At 57.9% G+C, this 14,649-nt stretch carries 14 protein-coding genes; 4 read left to right on the top strand and 10 right to left on the bottom strand.

The window, feature by feature from the left end; translation table 11 throughout:
- Positions 1-5: 5 nt before the first annotated feature.
- From edd to AC2FIC_RS19010, 4 genes are all read right to left on the bottom strand, one after another.
- Complete coding sequence (edd, locus tag AC2FIC_RS19025) at positions 6-1,811, bottom strand: phosphogluconate dehydratase (protein ID WP_496692874.1); 1,806 nt, start codon at positions 1,809-1,811, stop codon at positions 6-8.
- A gap of 2 nt (positions 1,812-1,813) precedes the next feature.
- Entirely contained in the window at positions 1,814-3,259 is a 1,446-nt protein-coding gene (gene zwf, locus AC2FIC_RS19020; protein ID WP_142638040.1) for a glucose-6-phosphate dehydrogenase, read from the bottom strand.
- A gap of 138 nt (positions 3,260-3,397) precedes the next feature.
- Entirely contained in the window at positions 3,398-5,641 is a 2,244-nt protein-coding gene (gene ptsP, locus AC2FIC_RS19015; protein ID WP_496692875.1) for a phosphoenolpyruvate--protein phosphotransferase, read from the bottom strand.
- A gap of 46 nt (positions 5,642-5,687) precedes the next feature.
- Positions 5,688-6,926 (bottom strand): aspartate kinase, encoded by a 1,239-nt coding sequence (locus tag AC2FIC_RS19010; RefSeq protein WP_496692876.1) that lies wholly within the window; start codon positions 6,924-6,926, stop codon positions 5,688-5,690.
- 164 nt (positions 6,927-7,090) lie between these two features.
- On the opposite strand from AC2FIC_RS19010, the gene AC2FIC_RS19005 reads away from it, so the two are divergent.
- Positions 7,091-7,447, top strand: a complete 357-nt coding sequence (locus AC2FIC_RS19005; protein ID WP_142638033.1) for a hypothetical protein — start codon at positions 7,091-7,093, stop codon at positions 7,445-7,447.
- Here AC2FIC_RS19005 and AC2FIC_RS19000 read toward each other — a convergent pair.
- From AC2FIC_RS19000 to AC2FIC_RS18980, 5 genes are all read right to left on the bottom strand, one after another.
- Positions 7,441-8,079, bottom strand: a complete 639-nt coding sequence (locus tag AC2FIC_RS19000; protein WP_496692877.1) for an SDR family NAD(P)-dependent oxidoreductase — start codon at positions 8,077-8,079, stop codon at positions 7,441-7,443. The genes AC2FIC_RS19005 and AC2FIC_RS19000 overlap by 7 nt on opposite strands.
- A gap of 3 nt (positions 8,080-8,082) precedes the next feature.
- Complete coding sequence (locus AC2FIC_RS18995; RefSeq protein ID WP_271950473.1) at positions 8,083-8,538, bottom strand: DUF1178 family protein; 456 nt, start codon at positions 8,536-8,538, stop codon at positions 8,083-8,085.
- A gap of 70 nt (positions 8,539-8,608) precedes the next feature.
- Positions 8,609-9,067 (bottom strand): NUDIX hydrolase, encoded by a 459-nt coding sequence (locus tag AC2FIC_RS18990; protein ID WP_496692878.1) that lies wholly within the window; start codon positions 9,065-9,067, stop codon positions 8,609-8,611.
- A gap of 96 nt (positions 9,068-9,163) precedes the next feature.
- Positions 9,164-9,922, bottom strand: coding sequence for an EcsC family protein (locus AC2FIC_RS18985; RefSeq protein WP_496692879.1), 759 nt, complete (start codon positions 9,920-9,922; stop codon positions 9,164-9,166).
- A 53-nt stretch (positions 9,923-9,975) separates the two neighbouring features.
- Positions 9,976-10,470: a GNAT family N-acetyltransferase gene (locus AC2FIC_RS18980; protein ID WP_271950478.1), complete on the bottom strand. Its 495-nt coding sequence runs from the start codon at positions 10,468-10,470 to the stop codon at positions 9,976-9,978.
- Positions 10,471-10,541: 71 nt separating this feature from the next.
- On the opposite strand from AC2FIC_RS18980, the gene AC2FIC_RS18975 reads away from it, so the two are divergent.
- Positions 10,542-11,147: a flavin reductase family protein gene (locus AC2FIC_RS18975; RefSeq protein ID WP_142638022.1), complete on the top strand. Its 606-nt coding sequence runs from the start codon at positions 10,542-10,544 to the stop codon at positions 11,145-11,147.
- Positions 11,147-11,785, top strand: coding sequence for a CatB-related O-acetyltransferase (locus AC2FIC_RS18970; RefSeq protein WP_496692880.1), 639 nt, complete (start codon positions 11,147-11,149; stop codon positions 11,783-11,785). The genes AC2FIC_RS18975 and AC2FIC_RS18970 overlap by 1 nt, the downstream gene beginning before the upstream one ends.
- Positions 11,786-11,817: 32 nt before the next feature.
- Here AC2FIC_RS18970 and AC2FIC_RS18965 read toward each other — a convergent pair whose 3' ends face one another.
- Positions 11,818-13,452: a SulP family inorganic anion transporter gene (locus AC2FIC_RS18965; protein WP_142638018.1), complete on the bottom strand. Its 1,635-nt coding sequence runs from the start codon at positions 13,450-13,452 to the stop codon at positions 11,818-11,820.
- Positions 13,453-13,754: 302 nt separating this feature from the next.
- Between AC2FIC_RS18965 and AC2FIC_RS18960 the strand changes: the two genes are divergently transcribed.
- Entirely contained in the window at positions 13,755-14,627 is an 873-nt protein-coding gene (locus AC2FIC_RS18960) for an S-methyl-5'-thioadenosine phosphorylase (protein WP_496692881.1), read from the top strand.
- The last annotated feature ends 22 nt before the right edge of the window (positions 14,628-14,649 follow it).

Genomic DNA, 14,649 nt, shown 5'->3' with positions numbered 1-14,649 from the left:
AGGTCTTACACTCCGAAGATGCTGGCGCCGGTATCCGCGGTGCCGACAGCGTTGCGAAACGCGCCGAACAGATCGCGCCCGACACCATGTTGGTTGGCAGAAAGGTCAGCCGTGGCCGGAGTGCGATCTAGCACACCTGGGGTGAGGATTTCGAGCGCGCCGTTTATGGCATCCACGCGCAGAATGTCGCCATCCTGCAAATAGGCGATCGCACCGCCATCCAGAGCCTCGGGGCAAATATGAATGGCAGCGGGAACCTTGCCGGAGGCGCCGGACATACGGCCATCGGTCACCAGCGCCACCTTTTGCCCCCGGCCCTGAAGGATCGACAGCATCGGCGTCAATGAATGCAATTCGGGCATGCCATTCGCTTTGGGTCCCTGAAAGCGCACAACGACGATGACGTCATCCGTGAACTCTCCGGCTTTGAACGCCGCCTTGACCGCATCCTGAGTTTGGAACACCCGCACCGGGGCCTCGACCACCTGATGCTCGGGGGCAACCGCCGAAACCTTCATCACTCCGGTACCCAGATTGCCGCTGAGCCGCGAGAGACCTCCTGTAGGTTGGAACGGGTCTTTGGCGGGGCGCAATATCTTGTCATTCAGGCTTTGGCCTGCGCCGTCCTCCCAGGTCAGGTCGCCGTCTTTCAGCTTGGGTTCTTTGGTATAATTGTGCAACCCCTGCCCCGCGACGGTCAGCGTGTCGGGGTGCAGCAACCCGTCTTCGAGCAGCGTGCCAATGCAATAGCCCAGCCCGCCCGCGGCGTGGAAATGGTTCACATCGGCCAGTCCGTTGGGATAGACTCGCGCGACCAGTGGCACCACGGCGGAGATTTCGGAAAAATCCTGCCAATCCAGCACGATACCGCCCGCGCGCGCCATCGCGATCAGGTGGATCAGCAGGTTTGTCGACCCGCCAGTGGCCATCAGACCAACGATGCCGTTCACAAAGGCACGTTCGTCAAGTATCTGGCAGACCGGCGCATAGTTGTTGCCCAGCGCACTGAGCGACAGAGCACGGCGCGCACCTTCTTCAGTCAGCGCATCGCGCAGCGGTGTGTTTGGATTGACAAAGCTGGATCCCGGAAGGTGCAGGCCCATGAACTCCATCAGCATCTGGTTGGTATTAGCGGTGCCATAAAAGGTGCAGGTGCCGGGGCCATGATAGGCGGCCATCTCGGCGGCCATGAGCTCGGCGCGGGTGATCTCTCCGGCGGCGAATTTCTGGCGGATCTTGGCCTTTTCGTCATTTGGCAAACCGCTGGTCATCGGGCCTGCGGGCAGAAATACAGCTGGCAGATGGCCGAACGCCTGCGCGCCGATCACAAGGCCGGGCACGATCTTGTCGCAGACCCCCAGAAACACGGCGGCGTCATAAGTGTTGTGGCTCAGCGCCACGCCTGTAGCCAATGCGATCACATCGCGCGAGAACAGCGACAGTTCCATCCCCGCCTCGCCCTGCGTGACGCCGTCACACATTGCCGGTACGCCACCTGCCACTTGCGCGGTTCCACCTGCGGTGCGGATCGCATCGCGGATCAGGCCGGGATAGCGCTCGAACGGCTGATGGGCTGACAGCATGTCGTTATAGGCGGTGACGATGCCCAGATTGCCCGCCGTACCAGTGGCCATCGATTGTTGGTCATCGCCTGCGCCGGCATAGGCGTGGGCCTGACCGCTGCAGGACAGATGCGCCCGCGCCGGGCCTTTGGACCGGGCCTGTTCCATCCGCTCAAGATGCGGGCCGCGCAAATCGGCGCTGCGCGCTATAATCCGTTGCGTGACGTCGGTGATAACTGAATTAACCATGTCTAACCTCCGATCTGACGCCAGCGGCGCCCGTCGCGATGCATCAGCATCAGAGCTTCTTCGGGCCCGGAACTGCCCTGATCATATTTCGATGGCCGGTCGCCCCGGTTTTCCCAACCCTGAATAATAGGGTCAACCCAAGCCCAGGCGGCTTCGGCCTCGTCGCCACGCATGAACAGGGTCTGGTCACCGCGGATCACATCCATCACCAGCCGTTCATAAGCGTCCTGAGCCCGCGCATCTGCGCCCAGCGCCTCGGCAAAACTCATATCCAGCGACACATCCGACAGCCGGAATCCGCCCGGACCGGGATCTTTGATGGTGGTGCGCAGGGTGATCCCTTCGTCCGGTTGCAGACGGATCACCAGCACATTTCCATGCAATGGCCCTACATTGGGGAAGATAGTGTGTGGAGGATCCTTGAAGTAGACGGCGATTTCCGACTCGCGCGCACGCAAACGTTTTCCGGTGCGCAGATAAAAAGGCACCCCAGCCCAACGCCAGTTACCCAAATGAACCTTTAGCGCAATATAGCTTTCTGTCCGGCTTGCAGGGTTGCCGACATGGTCCAGATACCCGTCACCGCCCTCGCCCGTGCGGTATTGACCGCGGGCGATATCCGCAGGCATCACCGGCTCAAGCGCCTCGATCACTTTGACCTTTTCATCGCGAACCGCGTTGGGAGAGAACTTGGACGGCGGCTCCATCGCTGTCAGGCACAGCAGCTGTACCAAGTGGTTCTGGATCATATCCCGCATTGCACCCGACTGATCGTAATAGGCCCCACGCCCCTCGACGCCGACGGTTTCAGCCACGGTGATCTGGACGTGGTCGACATGTGTTGCGTTCCACAACGGCTCGAACAGGGAATTGGCAAAGCGCAGGGCCATCAGGTTCTGCACGGTCTCTTTGCCCAAATAGTGGTCGATCCTATAGATCTGATGTTCTTCGAAACAGGCGCGCAGCCCTTCGTTCAGCGCCTTGGCCGAGGCCAGATCATGACCAAACGGCTTTTCCACAACGATACGACTGTCAGGCGTTGCAAGATCGTGATCGTTCAGCCGTTTCGCAATGCCCGAGAACAAGCTTGGGCCGACAGAAAGGTAAAACGCTCGCACAACGTCTGGGCGCAATGACTTGGCCAGATTGTCCCAGCCCGCATCACCCAAGGCATCAACCTGTACATATTCCACGCGTGACAGAAAGCGGTCCAGAACGTCTTTTTTGAATTCCGGCGCGAACTCTTTCATCGAGGCGCGTATCTGATCCCGAAACGCGTCGCTATCAATGGCGGATCGGGCAGACCCGATAATCCGGGCTTCGTCTGGCATCTGGCCGACTTCGAAACGATGACACAAACCCGGCAGGATTTTTCGCTGCGCCAGATCACCGGTCGCGCCAAACAGCACCAGATCGAACGGGTTAACGGGAATTACGCGTGAAACCATCGTCGGGCTCCTTCAATCCTCTGCTGAACCACAATAGCACTTAAAGCTGACAGCGCCGGTGAATTGGAAATGTTATCGCTAACATTCCCCATTTCCTTAGGCAAAGCGAGTAAAGAAAGCAAGGGTGGATTTGACGCACTACCCCTGGCTGCGTAACCATTCCATCACAGCTGGTCGCACGGATTGCTCTCCGCGATGACGAGCGTCCGATATGATCTTGCGCACTGCTTGCAGATCTGCCCGCAACAATACGCTTTTGACCGGCCCAATCGACGCCGGGCGCATCGACAACGTCCGGATTCCCATCGCGGCCAGACACAGCGCCTCGACCGGGCGTCCTGCGTCTTCACCGCAGAAGCTGAGCGGCGTATCCGAGATGTTGCAGCGTTCTACGATCCGTTCGATAAAAGTCAGGAAACTGACATTCAGCGAGTCATAGCGGCGGCGGACCAACTCGTTTTCACGGTCGGCAGCAAAGAAGAACTGTTTCAGATCATTGCCACCAATTGAAATGAAATCGACTTCGTCAAAAAACTTCTGCGGTGCAAAAGCGAGTGAGGGTGTTTCCAACATCGCTCCGACTTCAATACTTTCAGGCAGGGCATGGCCCAGACGTTTCTCGCGGTCGATGGTCTTATTCACTTCCCATCGCGCTTCATAATACTCTTCGGCTTGTGCCACGAATGGGAACATGACTGTCAACGGACGACCATTGGCGGCCCGGATCAGAGCCTGCAGCTGCATCCGCATCACGCCGCGCTTATCCAGGCCAACCCGAATTGCGCGCCAGCCTAAGGCCGGGTTCGGCTCCTCGATATGTTTCATGTAGGGCAGAACTTTGTCGGACCCGATATCCAGCGTGCGAAATACCACGCGCTTTTTATCGGCCGCATCCAGAACCCGCTGATATTGCGTCACAAGCTCGGAACGCTTGGGCATCTTATTCCGGATCAGGAACTGCAGCTCGGTACGAAACAGGCCCACGCCTTCGGCACCGGAATTGTTCAGCGAAGGCAGGTCCGCCATCAGACCCGCGTTCATCACCAGATTGATCCGCTCTCCATCCCGCGTCACCGTTGGCGTTTCGCGGATCGAGGCATAGCGTTTCTGCGCCTTGGCCTGCATCGCGACCTTATCACGGAACGCGCTGACCACGGTATCTTCTGGTCTGAGCTGCACAGTGCCCTGATCGCCATCAACCAGAATATGGTCTCCGTTCAGGGCCTCGGTCGTAATGCGCCCAACATGGACCACCAGTGGTATGGCCAAAGCACGGGCAACAATGGTGGCATGGCTTCCGACCGAGCCCTCTTCGAGCACGATGCCTTTCAAGGACCGGCCATATTCCAGCAGGTCACCTGGACCGATATTCCGGGCAACCAGGATTGGGTCCGGTGGCAGGTCGGCACTGTTTGTCTGCCCCTGCCCGGTCAAAATGCGCAGCAGACGGTTGCTGAGATCGTCCAAATCCGCCAATCGCTCGCGCAGATAGGGGTCGGAGACTTGGCTCATGCGCGCGCGCGCCTGGGATTGTTCCTTTTCCACCGCAGCTTCGGCGCTAAGCCCAAGTGCAATGTCCTCTTCCATTCGGCGCATCCAGCCCTTGGAGTTGGCGAACATGCGATAGGCTTCCAGAACCTGAAGCTGTTCCTTGTCGCCGTTCTTGGATATCTCGAGCATCTTGTCGACACCGACGCGCAATTCTTCGACCGCCTCGGTCAGACGCTCCTGTTCGCGGTGCGGGTCATCGGCAATCGGGTTGGTAACAACAACGCGCGGTTCGTGCAGCCAGACATGGCCTTCGGCCGAGCCCTCTTGTGCAGGGCCGCCTGTAAACTGAACCGGTTGCTGGTGGCGTGGCGACAGGGCCGCGCCCTCGCCAACGAATGCTCCCAGTTCAGCCATTTCGGCCAGAACCATTGCAACCACTTCCAGCGCATAAACTTCATCCGCAGAATATTCGCGCGCGTTGCGGGACTGAACAACCAGAACGCCAAGCTTTTCACCCAGCCGCTGAATCGGCACACCCAGAAAAGACGAGAAACGCTCCTCGCCCGTTTCCGGCATATAGCGAAAGCCCTTGGCTGACGGCGCATCGGGTGTATTCACGATTTTGCCGGATTTCGCGACGCGCCCCACCAGTCCTTCGCCCATGCGCATACGGGTCTTATGAACAGCCTCGGGCGACAGGCCTTCGGTCGCACAAAGTTCCAGGGTTTCTTCGTCGCGGAACAGATAGATCGAGCAGACCTCGGCCCGGATACTGTCTGCGATCAGGTGAGTGATCCGGTCAAGACGTTCCTGACCCGCAGCTTCGCTCGCCATCTCTTCACGCAGCCGCACCAGCAGCTTACGGGATTCTGTTTCAGTGCCGTCTGCCATAGCCCAACCAGTCTAAGGTTTAAGGCGTGAACCTTGGCTGAATTGCTCAGGCCGCCTTGTCCAATTCAAAGGCATCATGCAGTGCCTGAACCGCAAGTTCCATGTATTTCCTGTCCACCAAGACGGAAATTTTTATCTCAGAGGTTGTAATGACCTTGATGTTGATACCCTCATCCGAGAGTATCTTGAACATTTTTGCCGCAACACCCGATTGCGAACGCATTCCAATCCCGACCACAGAAACCTTGCAGACATCATTATCTGCGACCAGGTCGGCATAGTTCAGCTCTCCTCGGTCTTTCACAGCCAACAGCGCCTTTTCGGCGCGCGCCACCTGATCCGTGGGGCAGGAAAAGGTCATATCCGTGCGCCCTTCGTCCGAGATGTTCTGAACGATCATATCCACATTCACGCCCGCGTCGCTAAGCGCCGTGAAGATGATCGAGGCGATACCGGGGCGGTCCGCCACGGAAACGACGGTCATCTTGGCCTCGTCACGAGAATAGGCCACACCGGCCACAACATTGGATTCCATGATATCCTCCTCGTCGCAGACCAGCGTACCGGCCTCGTCGGATTGTTCTTCAAAACTTGAGAGAACGCGCAATTTCACTTTATATCGCATCGCCAGCTCAACCGAGCGGGTTTGCAGCACCTTAGCCCCAAGCGAGGCCAGTTCCAGCATTTCTTCGAATGAGATCCGATCCAGCTTACGCGCTTTTTGGCAGATGCGCGGGTCGGTCGTGTAAACGCCGTCGACATCGGTATAGATGTCGCAGCGCTCGGCCCCGAATGCAGCAGCAAAGGCCACGGCAGTGGTATCCGACCCGCCACGGCCCAGTGTCGTGATACGGCCTTCGGGGCTGAGACCCTGGAAACCCGCCACAACGGCCACTTTCATACCCTCGCCGAATTTCTGGTTCAGGTTGTCGGTCGGGATATCCTCGATCCGGGCCTGGCTGTGGGCGCTGGTGGTCAGCAACGGCACCTGCCAGCCCTGCCAACTGCGGGCTGGTATGTCCATCTCTTGCAATGTCAGCGCCATAAGGCCGGCGGTGACGTTTTCCCCCGAAGACACCACGGCGTCATATTCGCGCGCATCAAACAGTGGCGAGGTTTCGTTGACCCAGCCCACCAGCTCGTTGGTCTTGCCCGACATGGCCGAGACGATGACGATCACGTCATAACCCTTGGCCACCTCAACGCCGATGCGCTTTGCAGCACGGCGGATACGGTCCAGATTTGCGACGGATGTGCCGCCGAATTTCATCACGAGTACGGGCATGGGGGCTGATGTCTCCGCGCCTTGGAATTCAGATCCCGTGCGTCTTATGCGAGGGGGGCCGCAAGAGCAAGAGTGCAATACCGCATCAGTCCGGGCCTAGCATCGCTTTACAACCGCGCATGACGGTGTAAGCCTGACGCATCAAATTCACTACGAGGTATTCAATGCACCGTCTTGCCCTTGTCCTTGCCCTATTTTCCACACCTGCGGCGGCGCAAGTCGCCTCGCTGACCGGCACCGACGGTCAAAACGCCTTGGGGAAGGTGCCCTGTGCGACCAGCCCAGGCGAGGCGATGCGCACTTGCAACGCCGAAATGCGGCGCCGTGACGACGGCAGCTCTACGCTTGCGGTTGCGATGGGAAATGGCGAAGTCCGCAACATCTATTTCACCGATGGCATCCCGGATTCAACAAATTCGGCAGCTAAGATCACCTATGAAAACCGAGGCGATGTTATGGTGATTTTCGTTGATCCCGGTGAGGTATATGAGATCCCTAAAGTCGCTCTTGCCCGTCAGTAAGGGTGCGACTGGCCTTCATAGGTTTCAAAGCACCCAGTACTTTCAAGTGACAGAGTATCGAAACGGTTGATCAGGCCCTGAACAGCCTTATCAACCGTAATATCAGCCCCGGTCCCACCCATATCCGTCTGAGCCCAGCCGGGATGGTAAATGCCTACTGAAATGCCGTCGCCGCGCAGGTCCACAGCCAGATTGCGCCCCAGATTCAGAACAGCAGCCTTGGACGAGCGGTAGATATAGCTGCCACCAGGCGCCCGCGTGTGCGAGGCCATCTGCGAGGATAAAATCGCAATCTTGCCCTGTGCCGCGCGCAGATTGGGCAACAAGGCCTGAACTGTCAGAAAGACCCCGGTCACATTGGCAGCGAAACTCTGCGCCCACATTTCGGCGGGGTAGCCATCGATGGTTTGGGATTTATCCAGATATACACCGGCATTGCAGACCAGCAGATCAACAGGGCGCATTGCCAGCTTTTCCGCCATCGCTTGATGTTGTTTCGGGTCTGTTACATCCAGCGCCACCTCCGCGCTGCCATCCCGAGCCGTGCCCGTTACGTCGCATCCTTGCGCACGATACCTGTCCGCCAGAACCTTTCCGATCCCCCGCCCAGCACCGGTGATAACAACATGCATCGGCTAGTTCGTCTTGCGCGAAGGTACGAAAGGCAGCGGCGCAACAGGTACGCCGTCATCGATCAATGCCCTGGCTTCTTCTGGCTTGGCCTCGCCATAGATCGCACGTTCCGGCGCGTCGCCCAAATGAATCTTACGGGCCTCTTTGGCAAAATCCTTGCCAACGTAATCCGAGTTGTCCTCGACTTTGCGCCGCAGCTCGGAAAGGGCTTTCTCGACATCAACGCTTGGCGTTGCCATGTTGACGACCTCATCCCGAGATGCCGGGACCGTGGTACGAGATTCGACCGTACGTCCGGGGCGGACACGCGGGGTCATGATTGCTTTTTCAACTTGCGGATCACCGCACACAGCGCATGTCACCATGCCCGCGGCGGCAAGTTTGTCGTAAGCGGCGGCTGATTGAAACCAACTGTCAAAGCTGTGACCGCTATTACATTTCAACGCATATTGAATCATGTTCTGTCCAAATGTCGGATGCCAAATAGATACCAACCACTATTGCAATGGCAAGCCCCTGAGGGGGACATCAGTGATACAAATGCTCTACATTGCGTAACAATGATGCAAGATCGGGCGAATTAACCCGAGAGGCGGCATGTCCCAGCGAAAACCACCTGCGCTTGCGCTCTTGCCATTCAGGGTATCGCGCGGCCAGGGATTTGACCACCAGCGGATAGACATCGACCAGATAAACCGCTGATCCTTTCTTGTACCGCCGCTTGTAATGCAGGAACTGCCCAAAGGCATTTGGAGTGCAAGTACCGGTCACACCCGCCTCTTCCCAGGCTTCCTGACTGGCTGTCCCGGAGGGTGAGAGGCCTTCGATCAAATTCCCCTTGGGTATTATCCAACGACCGGAACCACGCGTCGTAATAAGCAACACCTCTGGCGTGCCGCGTTGGACACGATAGCACAGAGCTGCCGATTGCCGTACGACTCGTACAGTGCCCGCTTGATGCAGGTTGAGTTGCCTTTGCTCGATCACGTCCTGCTGCCTCTCCAGGGAACGTTTTATCCGCCTGCCCGGTGCGCTTTTGCGCTTATTTATCGGACCTGCGCCTGAAGAATGCCATATGAAGCGTTATTTTTCAATCCCTTGCATCCGCGCCTCAAGTTTGCGGACCAGAACCTCATGCGGGATATCGGCATCTACCGACAGCCGCCTGAGGCCAAAGTGGACGCGGGCAATCTGTTGGTAATAGCGGGTATAGACGTAATTCGTCCCGCCACCGGCAATGGCGCCCAACACAGGCACGGATTGCGCAGCCAGTTTTTGCCCCAAAACCACCGCCAGTTTCGGGGCAACGGCAGATATCAGCTGTTGCAAAGCTGGGCCTGTCAGGGTCAGACGCGCCGAAAAGAAACCCAGATCCGCGCCGTCATCGAAAGACATCGGACCAGCGGCTGACAATACCCGGACACAGTCGAATTTGACACCAACCTCTGAAGGGTCAAACCCTTCGCGCGCCGCAGCGCCCTGAATTGAACGCAGCAGCATGGTCGTGGTTGCCGGTAACTCCATCAATGCGGTCGGAACGCCACCGATACCGCCTGCAGCTCCCATGGCTGTCGTCAGGGCCGTATTGACCCATGGCAACTGATCGGGCACCGCCCTACGCGACCCTTCAGCCGCGTTCATAGCAATCCAAAGCGCCTTTTCTGTCGCCCCGGTTAGGGCTTCGCGCACAGATGGCGGCAACTGTTCAAGCAACGACTCTGCCGAGCCACCGACACTGTTCAACAACTTGACGCCCGGCCCTCCGGCGGATTGGTAGTATCCGGCCAAACGGTCCAGTTCCGCTTCGGCATTGAGTTTTCCGACAAGAACCAAGTCCTGCATAAGTACCCTCCTGCCCCTAGAACATCGGCACTTACCGCAGCGGTTTCAATAGCTCAGCGGCTCCAGCGAGTTACCAGACCAGTTATTCCGTCCCATCCGCCGGGTATCAGGTCTACGCCCAGAACCCGATCCGGGTTGGTTGGCGGGGGCATCTCGACCCCGGTCAGACGGGTGAATCCAAACCGAGCATAATAGGGTGCATCCCCGACCAACATGACCCTGTCCCAACCCTTGGTTCGCCCGGCCCGCAATCCTTCGTGGATCAAAAATCCACCCAGTCCTTCACCTTGATGGGTCGGGTGGACGGCCACAGGGCCCAAAAGCAGCGCGTCCTGATCGCCAACATGCACGGGCCAGAATCTTATTGCACCGGCCAGGATATCCTGCCCGTCCCGCACCACTTGTGACAAGCCTGACATTGGCGGAACATCATCGCGCAGGCGATACGAAGACAGCGCTTCGCGCCCGGGCGCAAAGCACAAATCGTACAAAGCCTCGACTTCCCACCAATCGTCCGGCTCCTCCGGCCTGATCACGAATTGCTGCACCCTGCCCTCTTTTCCTAGCTGGAATTCGCCCTAGCACTTCGTTACGCCTTGGGCAAACGCTTGGAGACCTTATGTTCTATCGCCCAGAAGACGGCCACGGCCTGCCACACAATCCGTTCAACGCCATTATCACCCCGCGCCCGATCGGCTGGATATCAACCCGTGGCGCGGATGGGACCAACAACCTCGCGCCCTATTCGTTCTTTAATGGTGTGGCCTACACACCCCCGCAGGTCATGTTTGCCTCGACCGGAACCAAGGCCGATCAGGACGGTGGAAAGGACAGCATCGCCAATATCGAGGCAACAGGCGTATTCTGCGTGAACGTTGTCGCCCACGCCCACCGCGACGCAATGAACGCCAGTTCAGCCGCGCTACCCAAACATGTCGACGAGTTCAAACACGCCGGCCTTACCGCAATCGAATGCGAGACCATCCCCTGCGCCCGTGTCGAAGGTGCCCCAGCCGCATTGGAATGCAAGCTCACGCAGATCGTGACCTTGCCCGGACAGGCGAACCGGGTTGTGTTCGGCGAAGTGACAGGAGTGCATCTGCACGACGACCATATGCGGGATGGCAAATTCGATGTGACGTCTTTCAAACCACTGGCACGGCTTGGCTACCGGGATTATTCGGTCGCGTCCGAGCTGTTCAGCCTTTCAAGACCGGATGACTAATGCCTTTACCTGACGCATCGCGCCGATACCCAATCACATTGCCTGACGGCTCGGACCACCCGGGAACGGTCTTCCTGTCTCAGGCTATCGACCACCCCAGAATAGAAGCCGGTGAATATAGCTATGCGTCGGATTTCGACGCACCAGAGGATTGGGCGCAACGCCTTGCCCCTTATCTATTCCCGTTTTCCCGCGAAAAACTTGTCTTGGGTAGATTCTGTCAATTCGCCCACGGCGTCCGGTTCATCACTTCATCGGCCAATCACGCCATGAGCGGGGCGACATGCTATCCTTTTCCCGTTTTCGATCCCGAAAAGCTGTTGGAATATCAACCTGACAGGCGCGATACCGTGATCGGAAATGACGTTTGGATCGCATACGGTGCCTTGATCATGCCTGGCGCTAAAATCGGAGATGGCGCCATTATCGGTGCAGGATCCGTCGTGCGCGGAACAGTACCGCCTTATGCAATCGTGACAGGCAATCCTGCAGAGGTACGACGGTATCGGTTTGAGGCCGGTACAATCGACCGGATGCTTGCTTTGAAGTGGTGGGATTGGCCAACTGATCTGATTACCGAATCCGAAAGTGCTCTGCTGTCCGGAAACGTCGATATGCTGGAGCGTTTAGCCCCCTAAAAAAAGGCGGCCCATTTGGCCGCCTTTCACAATCAGTGCCCACCCAGAATGCCGGTGCGAACAGAATAGTCGACCGCCAGCGCGTAATCGGGGTCATCGTCGCTGTCGACCATCAGATGGCCTGCCTTGTTCAGCAGTTTGTGACAGTCACGACTGAGGTGGCGGAGCATGACGCGCTTTCCTGCGGCTTCATACTTCGAAGCGATGTTCTCGATGGCCTGCAATGCCGACTGATCCACCACACGGCTTTCGGCAAAATCGACAATCACGGTTTCCGGGTCGTTTGAAACGTCGAATATCTCAACAAATCCCTCGGACGAACCGAAGAACAGCGGCCCTTGAATCTCATAGACCTTTGCGCCTTTTTCCGTCAGTGAATCGCGGGTGATTGCATGGATACGCTTGGCGTTGTTCCAAGCATAAGCCAGGGCCGAGACGATCACACCAACAACAACCGCTACCGCCAGGTCCTCCATCACGGTCACGACAGTCACCAGCACGATGACAAACGCGTCCATCAAAGGCACTTTGCGCATGATCTTGAACGAGTTCCAGGCGAAGGTCCCGATCACCACCATGAACATCACCCCGACCAAAGCGGCCAATGGAATCTGCTCAATCAGCGGGGAGGCGAACAGGATGAATACCAACAGGAACAGCGCCGCTGCGATACCTGCAATGCGCGTGCGCCCACCTGATTTCACGTTGATCATGGACTGACCTATCATGGCACAGCCGCCCATGCCTCCGAAAAAGCCAGTGGCCACATTGGCAAACCCTTGGGCGATACATTCTTGCGAGGCACCACCACGTTTGCCGGTGATTTCGCCAACAAGGTTCAGCGTCAGAAGCGACTCGATCAGGCCAATCGCTGCCAATATCACGGCGTATGGCAGGATGATCTCAAACGTCTCCCAGTTCAGCGGCACCATCGGGATGTGGAACGGCGGCAAGCCACCTTCGATCGAGGCAAGATCGCCCACCCGTGGGACGTCCAGTCCAAAACCAATCACCAATGCTGCGACGACCATGATCCCTGCCAAAGGCGCCGGGACAATGCGTGTAATGCGCGGCACGATAAGGATCACCGCCATAGTCAGGCCGACCAGACCCAACATAGTAAAAAGCTGAATACCGGAAAGCCATTCGCCACCGCTCATGCCATGGCCCGTGTTCTCCATGCTGCCGGGAACTTTGAACTGGCCCATCTGGGCCAGAAAAATCACGATGGCCAATCCGTTCACAAACCCAAGCATCACTGGATGTGGTACCAGCCTGATAAAACGCCCCCAGTGCATCGCCCCTGCGATCAGCTGCAGTATTCCCATCAAAACAACTGTAGCGAAGAGGTATTCGACCCCATGTTCTGCCACCAAGGCAACCATCACCACGGCCAGGGCCCCGGTTGCGCCCGAAATCATACCCGGACGCCCACCGATCAGTGCAGTGATCAGCCCCACCATGAACGCAGCATACAAACCAACCAGAGGATGCACGCCCGCGACAAACGCAAAGGCCACCGCCTCAGGGACCAAAGCAAGTGCAACCGTCAGGCCGGACAGCAGCTCGATCCGAAGGCGCGAGACGGTCAGGCCCTCATCCGGAACCCAACGAAGATCAGGTTTGGCGATACGATTGGCAAAGCTTGCCAGCATAGCTCGGGGCATAGGGCGTCCTGTTGGTTTATGGGTTCGCGCGAAAAAGGGACTTCTATCTGTGAACCGGTTTTTGAGCCACCGCATCAGGCGGGAGGCTGATATGCGCAGCACGCATAGCACATATCTCGCGAATAGGTGAATTGATGTCGGTTCGTTGCCGTCACACCTTGGCTTGATGCTCTGCCTGGCTCGGATAGCAACGACCCGAATCCCTGCGAAAAAAGTGATAGAACCACCGGGCGATCACCCTTGTCAAACCATGCAGCGCAGCGCACAAATCGCTGAACAGGCACCAAAATCGGAGAAAACCAGTGACCCAGACCAAGATTGCCGTCATCGGCGGATCAGGCATTTACGACATCGACGGATTGGAGAATGCGCAATGGGTCTCGGTTGAAACGCCTTGGGGTAAGCCTTCGGACCAAATACTGACCGGCGCGCTGAACGGCATCGAGATGGCGTTCCTGCCTCGCCACGGGCGTGGCCACATTCATTCGCCGACGGACGTGCCCTATCGCGCCAACATCGACGCGCTGAAACGTCTGGGGGTTACGGATGTGATCTCGATCTCGGCCTGCGGATCGTTCCGCGAGCATATGGCGCCCGGAGATTTTGTTGTCGTCGACCAGTTCATCGATCGCACCTTTGCGCGGGACAAGAGCTTTTTTGGCTCTGGCTGCGTGGCCCATGTCAGCGTTGCACACCCAACCTGCCCGCGTTTGTCAGATGCTTGTGAGACTGCTGGCAAGGCCGCCGGCATCACCATTCATCGCGACGGCACCTATCTGGCGATGGAGGGGCCGCAATTCTCGACACTGGCGGAATCCAAAATGTACCGCGAGCATTGGGGCTGCGATGTGATCGGAATGACCAACATGCCCGAGGCTAAACTCGCCCGAGAGGCCGAGCTTTGTTATGCTTCGATCGCGATGGTCACCGACTATGACAGTTGGCACCCGGACCATGGAGAGGTCGACGTGACCGCCATTATCGCCACCCTGACCGGGAACGCCGAAAAAGGCCGGGCCCTGGTCAAGGGCTTGCCAGAGTTGCTGGGGGCAGAGCGCCTGCCCTGCCCGCACGGGTGTGACCGGGCGCTGGAATACGCGATCCTGACCGCGCCAGAAAAACGTGATCCGGCGCTGCTGACGAAACTGGACGCAGTCGCGGGGCGGGTGCTCTAGCGATTGGTATCAGCGCCTATTC

The sequence above is a fragment of the Ruegeria sp. CDSC079 genome, assembly GCF_059610505.1.
The sequence above is the reverse complement of the archived record's forward strand: the minus strand, read 5'-3'. Positions and strand labels throughout refer to the sequence as shown.

Coding starts and splice junctions, on each gene's coding strand:
- ptsP (WP_496692875.1), bottom strand. CDS start 5,641: ATGGCAGACGGCACTGAAACAGAATCCCGTAAGCTGCTGGTGCGGCTG.
- edd (WP_496692874.1), bottom strand. CDS start 1,811: ATGGTTAATTCAGTTATCACCGACGTCACGCAACGGATTATAGCGCGC.
- AC2FIC_RS18995 (WP_271950473.1), bottom strand. CDS start 8,538: ATGATTCAATATGCGTTGAAATGTAATAGCGGTCACAGCTTTGACAGT.
- AC2FIC_RS18970 (WP_496692880.1), top strand. CDS start 11,147: ATGCCTTTACCTGACGCATCGCGCCGATACCCAATCACATTGCCTGAC.
- AC2FIC_RS19000 (WP_496692877.1), bottom strand. CDS start 8,079: ATGCATGTTGTTATCACCGGTGCTGGGCGGGGGATCGGAAAGGTTCTG.
- zwf (WP_142638040.1), bottom strand. CDS start 3,259: ATGGTTTCACGCGTAATTCCCGTTAACCCGTTCGATCTGGTGCTGTTT.
- AC2FIC_RS18965 (WP_142638018.1), bottom strand. CDS start 13,452: ATGCCCCGAGCTATGCTGGCAAGCTTTGCCAATCGTATCGCCAAACCT.
- AC2FIC_RS18985 (WP_496692879.1), bottom strand. CDS start 9,922: ATGCAGGACTTGGTTCTTGTCGGAAAACTCAATGCCGAAGCGGAACTG.
- AC2FIC_RS19005 (WP_142638033.1), top strand. CDS start 7,091: ATGCACCGTCTTGCCCTTGTCCTTGCCCTATTTTCCACACCTGCGGCG.
- AC2FIC_RS19010 (WP_496692876.1), bottom strand. CDS start 6,926: ATGCCCGTACTCGTGATGAAATTCGGCGGCACATCCGTCGCAAATCTG.
- AC2FIC_RS18975 (WP_142638022.1), top strand. CDS start 10,542: ATGTTCTATCGCCCAGAAGACGGCCACGGCCTGCCACACAATCCGTTC.